The following is a 14,182-nucleotide window of genomic DNA, read 5'->3' on the forward strand; positions in this document are numbered from 1 at the left end:
GAGCGGGGCACCCGGACGCCGGGCCTCATATCCACTGCTTCTCGACCTCCTCGGACACGGTGAACCCGGCCTCGCAGGACGGGCAACTGGCCTTCCCGAACACGTACTTCAACGCCGTCGCGACCTCCGTCTGCCCGAACTCGACCGCCTCGCCGTGCAGCCGCGCCCCGATGCCGTCGAGCCCGGCTGGCGTGGCCGGTATGAGCTCGGTCCGCCCCTCCGTGGCCTCCTTGTCGGCGCCGGTCACATAGTCGCCGGCCGAGGTGAAGACGCCGTACGAACCGAACGCGACGAACAGGCCCTCCTCGCACTCGGGGCACTCCAGGTCGTACTCCTCGGCGTTGATCCGCTCCAGCGCCTCGGCCCACACCCCGCCGTCGCCCTCGAAGGCGAGCACGGCCATCTGGAGATAGACGAAGGTGTGCGCGTCCTGCCCCGGATCGGCGCGCAACACCCTTGCCACAGCCAGCAGTTGGCCTATCTCGTGTGCGTACCGTGCCCGGCACTCCTCGTCCGGGTCCGTGGTGATCAGCCCGGCCATGGTGACCGCCTGTATCGCCCCGCCGGGCGCCCGGCCGAGCGCGATGTCGGTGAGCACGGGCAGCGCCGCCCAGCTCGCGTCGTACACCGAACCCTGGTGGCACAGCGAGCCCCACAACTCCTGCCACACGGCGTCGTCCTCGGTCCCGCCGAGCCGCGCGAACAGGCCCGGGATGTCCTCGGCGCTGCCGTACGCGTGGGTCAGTCCGGACCAATCGATCGTCGTCATACGGCGATTGTGCCGCCCGGCACTGACAACGCGGCCTCGGCGGGCATCAGCTCCGCTCAGGCGGCTCACAACTTCGCTTCGACAAATCCTGCTTCTTTTATTGACGACGGAAAAGAAGGGATCTAGGTTCCCGCCATGCGCTCGATCCCCCGTACCGAGTCGTTCCCGGCACACACGCCGGCCGTCTCACAGGTCTTCACGACCGTGCTGTCCCACGGCCCCCTCACCCGGCTCGAGGTGGCCCGCCGGGCGGGGCTGTCGGCGGCCGCCGTGACCAAGGCGGTCCGGCCGCTGATGGAGGCCGGGTACCTGGCGGAGGGCGCCGACCAGGACGCGCCCCCGGCACTCGGGCGGCCCGCGAACCTCGTCCGGGTCGACGGCGGACGGGCGTTGTTCATCGGGGTCAAGGTCACCGGCGACGAGATCATCGGCGTCCTCGCCGACCTGTGCTGCCGTATCCGTGTCGCCCGCCATGTGCCGCTGACCGACCACGACCCCAAGGCGGTGCTGTCGTCGATCGCGGACCTGGCCCAGGAACTCCGCACCGAGGCGGACGACTTGGGCATCCGGGTGCTAGGCCTCGGCCTCGCGGTCTCCGGTGACGTGGACCGCGGCGAAGGGGTCGTCCGCTACTCGCCGTTCCTGGAGTGGCGTGACGTACCCCTGGCCGAACTGGCCGCCATGACTACGGGGTTGCCGGTCACCGTCGACAACGACGTGCGCGCGCTGACCGTCGCCGAGCAGTGGTTCGGCGCCGGCGCGGGCCTCACGGACTTCGCCGTGGTGACCGTCGGCGCGGGCATCGGCTGCGGACTCGTCGTGCACGGGCAGGTCGTCGCGGGCGCCCACGGGGTGGCCGGGGAGATCGGGCACGTGGTCGTCGATCCCGCCGGACCCCTGTGCCACTGCGGCAACCGCGGCTGCGTCGAGGCGATCGCCGGGGACGCCGCGATCGTCGCCCGTGTCCGCGAGGTCACCGGCGTCCAAGTCGCCGACACCGCCGAGGCGTTGGCCCTCGCCCACCGGGGCGACGCCGGAGCGCGCGAGGTGTACGCGCGGGCCGGTGAGGCCATCGGCCGGGGCATCGCGACCGTGGTCAACCTGTTCGGCCCCGAACGCGTGATCATCTCCGGCGAGGGCCTGGCCGCCTACGACCTGTTCGCCGAGCAGATCCGCGACTCCTTCACCGCTGCCGCCTTCGGGTCCGCCGCCCGGTGCGACGTACACACTCGTCCCCTGCCCTTCGACGAATGGGCGCGCGGGGCCGCCGCCACCGCGATCCAGTCCTTCATCCGAGCCGCCGACTAGCCTCCACGCCCCCCTCCAAGCCCGCCACACTCCTACCCGCACGAGGAGCCCGACGATGTACTCCCTCACGCCCGTCCGCGCCCTGAGAGCCATGGTGGTCCTGGCCCTCACCGCAGGCTTCGCCACCTACCTCCCCGCCGCGCAGGCGGCCACCCCCACGGCGGACACCGCCACGGCAGTCGCCGCCAAGCCCTATATGGGCTGGTCGAGTTGGAGCATGCAGTCGTCCAAGTACCCCGGCCTCAACCCGGACGGCGACTACAGCTACCTCACCGAGGCGAACGTCACCAAGCAGACCGACGCGCTGGCCTCGAAGTTGAAGAAGTACGGCTACAACTACGTCAATATCGACGCCGGTTGGTGGCGCGCGAACGACTGGACCCCGGAGTACGACCAGTACGGCCGCCAGAAGGCCGATCCGAAGCGTTTCCCCAGTGGGATGAAGGCCGTCGCCGACCGCATCCACTCCAAGGGCCTCAAGGCCGGCATCTACCTGCCGGCGGGCCTGGAGAAGGAGGCGTACAACGACGGCAAGACGCCGATCTGGAACGCCGACGGCTGCACCACCGCCGACATCGTCTACAGCGACCTGCGCACCACCAACGGCTGGGACAGTTCGTACAAGCTCGACTTCTCGCGGCCCTGCACCCAGAAGTACATTGATTCGCAAGCCCAGTTGATCGCGGACTGGGGCTACGACTTCCTCAAGCTCGACGGTGTCGGCCCCGGGTCCGGAAAGAGCGGCGACCAGTACGACGACGTTGCCGACGTGGCCGCCTGGAACAAGGCCATCACCGCCATCGGGCGCCCGATCCACCTCGAACTGTCCTGGTCCCTGGACTACGGGCACGCCGCCGACTGGAAGAAGTACTCCAACGGCTGGCGCATCGACACCGACGTCGAGTGCTACTGCAACACCCTTGTCAGCTGGGAGAATTCGGTCGACGACCGCTGGGACGACGCCCCGGCCTGGACCGGCCAGGCAGGCCCCGGCGGCTGGAACGACCTCGACTCCCTCGACGTCGGCAGCGGCGCGATGGACGGCCTGACGAAGGCGGAGCGGCAGAGCTACGCGACCCTCTGGGCCGTGGCCAAGTCCCCGCTCTTCACCGGTGACGACCTCACCCGCCTCGACGACTACGGCCTCTCGCTGCTCACCAACCGCGAGGTCATCGGCGTCGACCAGAGCGACGCACCGCCCGCGCGCCCGATCACCCCGTCCGACTCGCAGCAGGTGTGGGCCGCGAAGAACCCCAACGGCACATACACGGTCGCCCTGTTCAACCTCGCCGACGCCCCCGCCGCCGTCTCCGCGAACTGGACGGCCCTCGGCTTCACCGGCAAGGCCGCCGTCCGTGACCTCTGGAACCACGAGGACCTCGGCACCTTCACCAACAAGGTGACCGAGGCCCTGCCCGCCCACGGCTCCCGGCTCTTCACCGTCACCCCGCACGGCAGCGCCGTCACCACGACCGCCTACGAGGCCGAGGCCACCACCAACACCCTCTCCGGCAACGCGACCGTCGCGGACTGCTCGGCCTGCTCCGGCGGCAAGAAGGTCGGCAACCTCTACGTCGGCGGCAAGCTCACGGTCAACAACGTCGTCGTCGCCAAGGCCGGCACCTACCAGGTGAAGGTCGCCTACGTCAGCGGCGACTCCCGCTCGGCGAGCGTCTCCTCCAACGGCAACGCCGCGACCAGCCACAAGTTCCCGTCCACCGGCGACTGGGGGACCGTCGGGACGGTCAGCGTGCCGGTGAGCCTGAAGGCGGGCGCCAACACGATCACCTTCGACAGCGGTTCGGGCTACGCGCCGGACATCGACCGCATCGACGTCCCCACGACGGCCTGACCGAGCCACCAGGAGCCGCAATGAACCGCGAACCGTCCCCCCTGTTGCCCAGACGCGACCTGCTCGCCCTCGCCACCGCGACCGGCGCCCTGGCCGCCCTGCCGACCTTCACCGCCTCCGCCGCACCGCAGCGCCCCGACGCCTCGGCCGACGACAACTCGGCCTACGGCAGCAGCGGTTCACCCAACACGCTGTGGTGGCAGGCCCCCGCCGGCGACACCTCGATGATCGAACAGGGTCTGCCCGTCGGCAACGGCCGCCTCGGCGCCCTCGCCAGCAACGACTCGGGCCACGAGGTCCTCCTCGTCACCGACGCCACGATGTGGACCGGCGGCCTGAACGAGACCCTCGACTCCGACGGCCAATTCCCGTACGGCCGCGCCGACTTCGGGTCCCTGACCCTGCTCGCCAAGCTCACGGTCGACATCCCCGACCACGACCTGGGTGCCGTCTCCGGCTACCGCCGCACCCTCGACCTCGACCGGGGCGTGGTGGGAGCCTCGTACGTCCGTACGGGGGTGACGTACCAGCGGGAGATCTTCTCCAGCCGCCCCGACGACGCGATCGTCCTCCACTTCAGCCAGAACGGCGGCGGACGCTACACCGGCACGATCACGCTGGAGGGGACGCACGGCGAGGCCGCCGCGACCTCCTTCGGCGCCACGTTCGCCAACGGCCTGAAGTACGGCGCCGCCGTCACCGCCTACGGCAGCGGCGGCCGGGTCACGGTCAGCGGCGCGAACATCACCTTCGCCGGCTGCAAGGACCTGACCGTCGTGGTCAGCGGCGGCACCAACTACGCGCCGGACCCCGCCCACGGCTACCGCGACCCCAAGGCCGACCCGCAGAAGCTCGCCCGCAGCAAGGTCCGCGCCGCCGCCGAGCACTCGGCCGACACCCTGCTGCGCACCCATGTCGCCGACCACCGCGCGGCGTTCGGTTCGTTCGGCCTCTCGCTCGGCGAGTCGACCGCCGACCAGCGGGCCCTCGACACCTGGGAGCGCATCCAGCTGCGCGCGACGAGCGGCGAGCCCGACCCCGAACTCGAGGCCGCCTACGTGCAGTTCGGCCGCTACCTCATGGTCGGCGCATCGCGCGGGAGCCTGCCCATGGGCCTCCAGGGGGTGTGGCTGGACGGCAACGACCCGGACTGGATGGGCGATTACCACACCGACATCAACATCCAGATGAACTACTGGATGGCCGACCGGGTGGGCCTGTCCTCGTGCTTCGACGCGTTCACCGACTACTGCGTCACCCAGGTGAAGGACTGGACCGACCTGACCGGCAGGCTGTTCCAGGACTCCCGCAACCGTTTCCGCAACACCAGCGGGAAGGTCGCCGGCTGGACCGTCGCCTTCTCCACCAACCCCTATGGCGGACTCGGGTGGTGGTGGCACCCGGCGGGCAACGCCTGGCTGAGCAACAGCCTCTGGGAGCACTACGAGTTCACGCACTCCCGCACCCATCTGGAGAAGATCTACCCCCTCCTCAAGGGCGCCTGCGAGTTCTGGGAGGCGCGGCTGGTCACCACCACCCTGGACAACGGCAAGGAGGTACTGGTCGCGGACCACGACTGGTCGCCCGAGCAGGGTCCGCAGGACGGCAGGGGCAACACCTACGCCCAGGAAGTGGTGTGGACCCTGTTCGGCAACTACGCCGCGGCAGCTGTGGAGTTGAAGCGGGACAGCGGGTTCGCGAACACGATCTCGGGTCTGCGCAGGCGTCTGTACCTGCCCGAGGTGAGCCCGACGTCCGGCTGGCTGGAGGAGTGGATGTCGCCCGACAACCTCGGCGAGACCACCCACCGCCACCTGTCCCCGCTGATCAACCTGTTCCCCGGCGACCGCATCCGCCCCGACGGCTCCACCCCGAAGGACATCGTCGACGGCGCCACCGCCCTGCTCACCGCGCGCGGCATGAACAGCTTCGGCTGGGCCAACGCCTGGCGCAGCCTGTGCTGGGCCCGCCTCAAGAACGCCGACAACGCCTACCAGCTGGTCGTCAACAACCTCCGCCCGTCGGAGAACGGCACCAACGGCACCGCCTTCAACCTCTTCGACATCTACGAGGTGGAACAGGGCCGCGGCATCTTCCAGATCGAGGCCAACTTCGGCACCCCGGCCGCCGTGACCGAGATGCTCCTGTACTCCCGCCCCGGCCATCTGGAGCTGCTGCCCGCCCTCCCGGACGCCTGGGCGGAGTCCGGCTCCCTCACCGGGGCCGGCGCCCGCGGCGGCTTCGTCGTCGACCTGCGCTGGAAGAACGGCAAGCCCACCGAGGTGAAGCTCCGCAGCGTCGGCGGTCGCACCACGACCGTCGCCCACGGCGGAAAGACCCGCACGGTGACCGTCAAACCGGGCGGATCCGTCACGTTGAGGGACTTCGCCCGGTGAGCGCCGGACGGGCACGACTGCGCCGTACGGCCGCACTGCTCCTGCTCGCCGCCGCCTTCCAGGCCGGACCCGCACACGCACAACCGCAAGTACGACCGCACGCGCAGACACAGGCACAGACACAGGTGAAGGCCTTGAACGACCCGAGAGGCGTGATCACCTGGGGATCGAGCGCCGACCATCTGGGCGACGGAGTAGCCGACCGCAGCTACCGGCTGATCGTCCACACCAGCGTGGCCGGCACCGATCTGCGGATCCGGCTCTCCAACGCCTTCGGCGACCGGCCGCTGACCTTCGACGACGTCTACGCCGGTGTGCAGAAGGCGGGTGCCGCGCTCGTCCCCGGCTCCAACCGGCGGCTCACCTTCGACGGCGCGAAGTCGGTCACGATCCCCGCGGGCGCGGTCGCCTACAGCGACCCGCTCTCCGGGAGGATGCCCGCCGCGACCAACCTCGTGGTCAGCATCCACACCCCGGACGCGGCGGGCCCGGCGACCGGCCACGGTATGGCGATGCAGACGTCGTACGCGACCCAGGGCGACCACACCGGCGAGGAAGGCGCCGGGGCGTGGACGGACACCACCGGCTCCTGGTACTACCTCGACGCCGTCTCCGTACGGCCGAGCGCGGGCATCGGTGCCGTGGTCACGCTGGGCGACTCCATCACGGACGGCTGGGCGTCCACGTCGGACCTCAACCGGCGCTGGCCCGACTACCTGGCCCGCCGGCTCGCGCGCGCCGACACGGCCGTCAAGGGAGTGGCCAACGAAGGGATATCCGGCAACAAGGTCCTAGCCGACGGCGCCGGGCAGAGTGCCCTGAACCGGTTGCAGCGTGATGTGCTGTCGCAGCCCGGTGTCCGGACCGTGTTCCTCTTCGAGGGCGTCAACGACATCAAGGCCCACACCGGCGTCACCGCCCAGGACATGATCGCGGGCTACCGCGAGATCATCGAGCGAGCGCACGCGGCCGGGAAGTGTGTCGTCGGGGCCACCGTCGGACCGTTCAAGGGCTGGTCCGAATGGGACCCGGCGGCCGAGGCCCTACGCCAGGAGGTCAACCAATTCATCCGCGACAGTGGGGAGTTCGACGCCGTCACCGACTTCGACCACATCCTCCGCAGCCCCTACGACCATGAGAGGATCCTCCCCTTCTTCGACGGCGGCGACCATCTGCACCCCAACGACAAGGGGATGGCGGCCATGGCCGACGCGGTCGACCTCAAGAGCCTCGACTGCGCGAAGTGAACGTCAGTATCAGCCGGACGCCGTCGCCTCCGGGGTGATCAGCCCCTGGCGATAGGCGATCGCCACCGCCTCCGTACGGCTCGCGGCGCCCAGCTTCGCGAGGATGTTGGACACGTGGACGCTCGCCGTCTTGCCGGTGATGAACAGCTCCTCGCCGATCTGGCGGTTGCTGCGGCCCAGCGCGAGCAGCCGCAGCACGTCCCGCTCGCGGGCCGTCAGCGGCGAGGGGCGGTCCCCGGCGTCCGGCGCCGGGTCGCCCAGGCGGCCACGGCGGATCAGCGTGTCCAGCCGCGCGAGCAGGGGAGCGGCGCCGAGCCGGGCGGCCGTCTCCCGTGCCGCGCGGGCCTGGGCGGCCGCCTCGTCACGGCGGTCGGCCGCCAACAGGGCTTCGGCGAAACGGAGTTGGCAGCGCGCCCGTTCGTAGACGTCGCCGTAGCCGAACGCGGTCACCGCCTTCTCCCAGGCCGCCGCGTCCGGTCCGGTGGCCGCCCGTGCCCACTCCGCCTCGGCGCGGGCGAGCCACGCCTGTCCTTCCGGCCCCTGTGGTCGGGCCTTGTCACCCGCATCGGCCACGGACCGGGCCAGTTCGACGAGTTCCGTCGCGGTGTCCGCCCAACGGCGTACGCCTGTCTCGTCGCCGGTCAGCCGTAGCGCGGCGGCCCGGTCGGCGACCGCGGCCAGGGCGAGGGCGGCGAGCCGGACCGTGAGGTCGGGACGGCGGCCGGAGTCGTCAGTGAGGGCGGCGACCCCGGTACGCAGTTGCTCGACGGCCGTCTCCGGGTCGCCCTGGACGGCGGCGGCGTCGGTGAGCACGAGGGCCGCCACCATCGCGGCCATCCAGTCGAACGGCCCGTCCAGCAGGGCCCGGGCGCGCTCCACGGTCCCCAAGTCACCGCGCGCCAGCGCCACATACAGCGCGGGCCCCATCGTGAAGCCACCCGCGTGCGGCAGTACTTCCGCGTCGCTCGCGGCCACCTTCACGCACTCGTCCCAGCGGCCGAGCGTGTACAGCACCAGAAGCTGGAGATAGCGCATCTCCAGCGGATACGGCGACGACAGCAGCCCGGCGCGACGGGCCCGGTCCAGCCCCTCGGCGAGCCAGGGCAGCGACTCCTCCAGGTCCCCGGACTCGAAACTGCCGATCGCGAGATGGAACAGGGCGCGCATCTCCACGGGCGAGTGCCCGGCCTCCCGGGCCAGCTCACGTGCCTGCGCGAGCCGCTCCCGGCCCTCCCGGGTGCGCCGGCCGCCCTTTTCGAGCGTGGCCAGCGAGATCAGCAAGTCGGCCCGGGCGTCGGTCAGTTGGAGTTCCTCGGCGGTGCGCAGGGCCTGGCGGGCGATCCGCAGTGCGGTGTCGTCATCGCCGACCTGACGCGCCGCCAGCACATGCGTGGCCGCCGCCCACACCCAGGTCCGTGAGGGCGGTTCGGCGGGGATCATCGCCAACGCCTCGCTGCTGTACGCGAACGCGGCCGTGAGGCTGTCGACGTCCATGAGATTCCCGGCCAGGGTGTAGCGGACCCGGGCGGCCAGCTCGGAGTCCGTGTCCTGGCCGATCCCGGCGAGCGCGGACCGGGTGAGGGCGACCGCGCGGTGAGAGTCCCCGGCGTGGGCGGCCGCCGCCGACGCGCGCAGGGTGAGGGTCACACTGCCGATGCCCTCGCCCGAGGGCCTGGCGGCCGGGTCCACCGACGACCACAGATCGAGGACGGTTTCGAGATGCCGTAGCTCCTCGGCGGGTGCGCCCACCCGGTGGGCGTGGTCGGCGGCCTCCAGGGAGGCGGCCAGGGCCTCTGGCAGGTCGTGGCTCTCGCGGTAGTGATGGGCGCGCTCCGCCGCGCTCTCGGCGGGGTGTCCGCGTGAGGCGAGGAGACGGGCGAACGCGCCGTGCTGCCGGGAGCGCTCGCCGGGGAGGAGGTCGGCGTACACCGCCTCGCGGGCGAGGGCGTGCCGGAAGGAGTACGTGTCGGCGCGCCCGGGGACCAGGAGCTGTCGCTCCACGGCCTCGCGCAGCGCCGACTCCAGCTCGTCCTCCGGGAGTTGGACCGCGTCACGCAGCAGGTCGTACTCGACGCGGCGCCCGGCGACGGCGGCGGTGCGCAGCACCTGCTGGGCGGTGTCGGAGAGTTGCTCGAAACGGATCAGCAGGACGTCGGCCAGACCGCTCGGCACCCCGCCCGCCTCCATGTCGCTCGCCGCGAGCAACTCCTCGGCGTAGAAGGCGTTTCCCTCGGCGCGCTCGACGATCCGGCGGACCGTGCCGTCCGGCACCGGACCCGTGCGCAGCGCGCGCACCAGCCGGGCGACCTCCGCGTCCCCCATGGGCCGCAGCTCCAGGCGCTCCACGGCGGGCAGTCGCACCAGCTCGGCCAGCAGGGGCCGTAGGGGATGGCGGCGGTGGAGGTCGTCCGCGCGGTACGACGCGAACACCGCGAGGCGGTGCGTGGGCGCGCCGCCCGCCGGGCGCTGGAGGATGCCGCGGCTGAGCAGGAAGCGGAGCAGGTCGCGGGAGGACTGGTCGGCCCAGTGCAGGTCCTCCAGGACCAGGAGCAGGGGAGCGATGTCCGAGAGGTCGGCGAGCAGTCCGGCGATGCCCTCGAAGAGCCGCAGCCGGCCGCCCGCGTCCCGCGCCGCGTCCGAACCGGCGCCCAGCAGCCGGTCCACCGCCGGATGCGCGGCCAGCGCGCCCGCGAACCGCTCGTCGTCGGCGAGGACCCCGAGGATCTCGGTGAAGGGGAGATACGGCAGACCGACGTCACCGAGGTCGACGCAGTGCCCGGTGAGGACCGTCATCCCGGCGGCCGCGGCCCGCCCCGCGATCTCGTCCAGGACCCGTGTCTTGCCGACGCCCGCGTCCCCGGCGATCAGCACCGCCCCCGCCGTACCCGCGCGGGCTCGCTCCAGCACACCGGCGAGGCGGGCGAGTTCCTCGTCCCGGCCGATGAGCGGCGCTGCTGCCACGGATGACGTCACGCCCCCATCCTGGCACGCGCCACTGACAACGCACCTGGCCACCGGGCGGGAGACGGTCCCCGCCCGGCAGGCCGGGGTTCAGCGCAGGGTCTCGGCCCAGTTCGCCGGAACGCGTCCCGCGGGACCCGGCACCGGCTGGTCCTTCGGGTGGCTCACCGGAGCGGCGAGCTCGGGACCGGAGTCGTAGAGCTCGGAGGTGGTGAAGTTCCAGAACCAGTCCTCACCGGGTTCGTAGCTCTGGATGAACGGGTGTCCCGTGGACTGGTAGTGGGCCGTGGCGTGCTTGGCGGGGGAGTCGTCGCAACAGCCGACATGACCGCACTGCGCGCACCGCCGGAGATGGAACCACCAGCCGTCGGCCGCGTCGCACTCCACGCAACCGGCGCCGCTCGGTGGGACGGTGGGGTCGATTCCGGTGATGTCGCTCATGCGGACTCCTCGGGCGTCTCGTTGTCGACGGCGGTGAGGGGGAGCAGGACCTGGAAGCGGGTGTCGCCCGGCACCGACTCCACCTGGAGGGTGCCGTGGTGCTTGTTGACGACGATCCGCCAGGAGATGTCCAGACCGAGCCCCGTGCCCTCGCCCACCGGCTTGGTGGTGAAGAACGGATCGAAGATACGGCTGCGGATCTCCTGCGGCACACCGGGCCCCGTGTCACGGAACTCCACCATGAGCTGATCACGCACCAGCGCCGTCCGCACCGTCAACGTGCCTTCCCCGCCCGCGCTGTTGATGGCGGAGACCGCGTTGTCGATCAGGTTGGTCCACACCTGGTTGAGCTCCGCCGGGTAGGCCGGGATCTTCGGGAGCGTACGGTCGTAGTCCTTGACGACCTTGATCCGGTCGCCGGTCTTCCCGCCGAGCATCAGCAGGGTGCTGTCGAGGAGTTCGTGCACATCGGCGACCTGGTAGGGCGCGCGGTCCAGCTGCGAGTACTGCTTCGCGGCGCCGACCAGATTGGAGATCCGGGTGGTGGAGTCCTCGATCTCCGTCATCAGCAGCTCGGTCTCGACCGTGTAGCTCAGCCAGCCGACCGCCGCCTGCAGGACGTCCTCGTCCACGGCCGCCGCGACCTGGTCCAGCCAGTCGATGTCGAGACCGGCCTGCACGAACGTGGGCGCGATCTGCCAGGCCTGCATGATGCCGTGGTCGTCGAGCCAGTCGGTGAGGGCGTCCTCGCGGTCCGAGGCTTCCAGGGGGCTCAACGACGGGGCTTTGGCTACCCGTTCGGCCGTGCGTTCCTGGATGTCGATGAGGTTCGCGAGGTCCTCCCGCGAGTACGGGCCGGAGGAGATGACGCGCAGCTTGTGCCGCATCTTCGCCACCCGCTCGCGCAGCGTCGAGGTGGCCCGGACGGCAGCGGCGGCGGGGTTGTTGAGCTCGTGCGTCAGCCCGGCAGACAACGAGCCCAGCGCCAGCAGCCGTTCACGCTGGCTGATCGCCAACTGACTGCTCTTCTGGCCGAAGAAGAGCCCCTCCAGCAGATGGACCGCCATCGGGAACCACTCGCTCATGATGGCCGCGAACGTCTCGGCGGGCAGCACGAAGAACCGCGTCGGCTCCGTCACCCGCATCGAGTTCAGGTACACCTGCTGCACCCGGTCACCGATGTAGGCCTGCATCGCGCCCGTGTACACCCCGCGTTGCGAGGTCCGTGCGACCTCCACGTCGTCGCCGCCGACCCGCCGGGACAGCACGACCGTGCCCTCGATCATGACGTAGAAGCAGGTCGCGGGGTCGCCCTCGGTGTAGACGGGACCGGCCTCGAACTGCTCCACCTGCCCGTCGCAGCACAGCCGGCCGAGCTGCTCCGGCGTCAGCTTCTCGAACAGGAACAGCGTGCCGATCTCCTGCGGGCTGCACGGCAGCACCTGCCCGCTCATGACTGCTCCAGGTAGCGGTGGACGAGCATCACGGCCATGGCTCCCTCTCCTACGGCGGACGCGACGCGTTTCGCGGACTCGGCGCGTGCGTCGCCCGCCACGAACACGCCGGGAATGTTGGTCTCCAGGTGGTACGGCGCCCGGTCCAACTCCCAGCTCGCGGGCGGCTTTCCGTCCACGGTGAGGTCCGGCCCGGACAGGATGAACCCACGCTCGTCCCGCAGCACCGACCCGTCCAGCCAGTCGGTCAGCGGGGCCGCGCCGATGAACACGAACATCCACTGCGCGTCGACGAGTTCGGTGTTTCCGCTCTCGGTGTCGCGCAGAGTGAGCTGCTCCAGATGGTCGCTGCCGTGCGCGGCGTCGACCACCGTGCCGGTGCGGACCGAGATGTTCTCCGCCTCGTTGATCTGCTGGATCAGGTAGTACGACATCGACGCGGCCAGCGAGCCCCCGCGCACCAGCAGGGTCACCGACTTGGCGCCCCGGGACAGGTACATCGCCGCCTGGCCCGCCGAGTTGGCGCCACCGACGATGTACACGTCGTGCCCCTGGCAGGAGGCCGCCTCGGTCAGCGCCGAGCCGTAGTAGACCCCGCAACCCGTCAGATCGGGGGTGCCGGGTGCTTGCAGTTGCCGGTAGGAGACGCCGGTCGCCAGGATCACGGCGTGCGCGGCGACCGTCGAGCCGTCGGCGAAACGCACCACCCGCGCCGACCCGTTGGCCTCAAGTCCCGTGACCTCGCGGGCGGTCAGGATCTCGGCGCCGAACTTTCCGGCCTGCCGCCGTGCCCTGTCGGTGAGTTGGGCCCCGGACACCCCGTCGGGGAACCCGAGGTAGTTCTCGATGCGCGAACTCTGCCCGGCCTGCCCACCGGTGGCCGACCGTTCGACGAGAACGGTCCGCAGCCCTTCCGAAGCCCCGTACACGGCGGCGCCGAGCCCGGCCGGTCCGCCGCCGATGACGACGAGGTCGTAGAAGTCGGCCGTCGGTGTGGTCGCGAGCCCGACCTCGGCGGCCAGTTCGGTCGCCTCCGGCTCGACGAGCACGTTCCCCTCGGCGGTGATGACGAGCGGCAGCCGCTGCCCGTCCTGCCCGGCAGCGGACAGCAGCCGCAGCCCCTCCGGGGTGTCGGCGGAGTACCAGCGGTACGGCACCTGGTTGCGGGCCAGGAACTCCCGCACGTCCGAGGAGCGCGCCGACCAACGGTGCCCGACCACCTTCGTGGCGGGCACGGGCCGGTAGTCGCTGTTCCGCCAGGCCTCCAGGAGGTCGTCCAGGACCGGGTAGAGCTTCTCCTCCGGCGGGTCCCACGGCTTCAGCAGATAGTGGTCGAGGTCCACGACGTTGATCGCGTCGATCGCCGCGTCCGTGTCCGCGTACGCGGTCAGCAGCACCCGGCGCGCGCCCGGATAGACGTCGAGGGCCTGCTCCAGGAACTCGATGCCGTTCATCTGCGGCATCCGGTAGTCGGCCAGGATCACGGCCACGAGATCCCCGCGCAGCTTCAGCTCACGCAACGCGTCCAGCGCGGACTCGCCGGACTCCGCGCGCACGATCCGGTACGACTCGCCGTAGCGCCGCCGCAGGTCACGGGCGACGGCACGGGACACTCCCGGATCGTCGTCAACGGTCATGATGACGGTCCGCGCGGCTTCGGCGGCCTGTGCCATACGTCTCCCACCCCGAGTGGTCGGCTTCACGGCACGGCGGCGCCGTTGTCACCGCGCCGGCTCCCCACCATCGTATGGTCG

At 71.0% G+C, this 14,182-nt stretch carries 9 protein-coding genes; 4 read left to right on the plus strand and 5 right to left on the minus strand.

Features of this window, described 5'->3' with window-relative positions; translation table 11 throughout:
- Positions 1–25 precede the first annotated feature (25 nt).
- Positions 26–769, minus strand: coding sequence for a hypothetical protein (locus OG504_RS48535; RefSeq protein WP_405995553.1), 744 nt, complete (start codon positions 767–769; stop codon positions 26–28).
- A gap of 135 nt (positions 770–904) precedes the next feature.
- Between OG504_RS48535 and OG504_RS48540 the strand changes: the two genes are divergently transcribed.
- From OG504_RS48540 to OG504_RS48555, 4 genes are read left to right on the plus strand one after another with little or no spacing between them, the layout of a single operon-like run.
- Entirely contained in the window at positions 905–2,077 is a 1,173-nt protein-coding gene (locus OG504_RS48540) for an ROK family protein (protein ID WP_405995554.1), read from the plus strand.
- Between the two features lie 55 nt (positions 2,078–2,132).
- Complete coding sequence (locus tag OG504_RS48545) at positions 2,133–3,929, plus strand: alpha-galactosidase D (RefSeq protein ID WP_405995555.1); 1,797 nt, start codon at positions 2,133–2,135, stop codon at positions 3,927–3,929.
- A gap of 20 nt (positions 3,930–3,949) precedes the next feature.
- A complete protein-coding gene (locus OG504_RS48550; protein WP_405995556.1) occupies positions 3,950–6,325 on the plus strand; it encodes a glycosyl hydrolase family 95 catalytic domain-containing protein in 2,376 nt (791 codons plus the stop codon).
- Positions 6,322–7,572: an SGNH/GDSL hydrolase family protein gene (locus OG504_RS48555; protein ID WP_405995557.1), complete on the plus strand. Its 1,251-nt coding sequence runs from the start codon at positions 6,322–6,324 to the stop codon at positions 7,570–7,572. The genes OG504_RS48550 and OG504_RS48555 overlap by 4 nt, the downstream gene beginning before the upstream one ends.
- Before the next feature lie 9 nt (positions 7,573–7,581).
- On the opposite strand, the gene OG504_RS48560 is transcribed toward OG504_RS48555, so the two are convergent.
- From OG504_RS48560 to OG504_RS48575, 4 genes are all read right to left on the minus strand, one after another.
- Entirely contained in the window at positions 7,582–10,545 is a 2,964-nt protein-coding gene (locus OG504_RS48560) for an AAA family ATPase (RefSeq protein WP_405995558.1), read from the minus strand.
- Positions 10,546–10,623: 78 nt separating this feature from the next.
- Positions 10,624–10,974, minus strand: coding sequence for a UBP-type zinc finger domain-containing protein (locus tag OG504_RS48565; protein ID WP_405995559.1), 351 nt, complete (start codon positions 10,972–10,974; stop codon positions 10,624–10,626).
- On the minus strand, positions 10,971–12,428 hold the full coding sequence (locus OG504_RS48570; RefSeq protein ID WP_405995560.1) for an ATP-binding protein: 1,458 nt from the start codon (positions 12,426–12,428) through the stop codon (positions 10,971–10,973). Before OG504_RS48570 ends, OG504_RS48565 begins: the two co-directional genes overlap by 4 nt.
- A complete protein-coding gene (locus OG504_RS48575) occupies positions 12,425–14,101 on the minus strand; it encodes an FAD-dependent oxidoreductase (protein WP_405995561.1) in 1,677 nt (558 codons plus the stop codon). Before OG504_RS48575 ends, OG504_RS48570 begins: the two co-directional genes overlap by 4 nt.
- Positions 14,102–14,182 lie beyond the last annotated feature (81 nt).

It is taken from the genome of Streptomyces sp. NBC_00986 (genome assembly GCF_045162565.1).
Taxonomy (GTDB): domain Bacteria; phylum Actinomycetota; class Actinomycetes; order Streptomycetales; family Streptomycetaceae; genus Streptomyces.

Bases quoted from the DNA above. Each gene is read 5' to 3' on its own strand.
- OG504_RS48535 (WP_405995553.1), bottom strand. From the start codon at position 769: ATGACGACGATCGATTGGTCCGGACTGACCCACGCGTACGGCAGCGCC.
- OG504_RS48540 (WP_405995554.1), top strand. From the start codon at position 905: ATGCGCTCGATCCCCCGTACCGAGTCGTTCCCGGCACACACGCCGGCC.
- OG504_RS48545 (WP_405995555.1), top strand. From the start codon at position 2,133: ATGTACTCCCTCACGCCCGTCCGCGCCCTGAGAGCCATGGTGGTCCTG.
- OG504_RS48550 (WP_405995556.1), top strand. From the start codon at position 3,950: ATGAACCGCGAACCGTCCCCCCTGTTGCCCAGACGCGACCTGCTCGCC.
- OG504_RS48565 (WP_405995559.1), bottom strand. From the start codon at position 10,974: ATGAGCGACATCACCGGAATCGACCCCACCGTCCCACCGAGCGGCGCC.
- OG504_RS48570 (WP_405995560.1), bottom strand. From the start codon at position 12,428: ATGAGCGGGCAGGTGCTGCCGTGCAGCCCGCAGGAGATCGGCACGCTG.
- OG504_RS48575 (WP_405995561.1), bottom strand. From the start codon at position 14,101: ATGGCACAGGCCGCCGAAGCCGCGCGGACCGTCATCATGACCGTTGAC.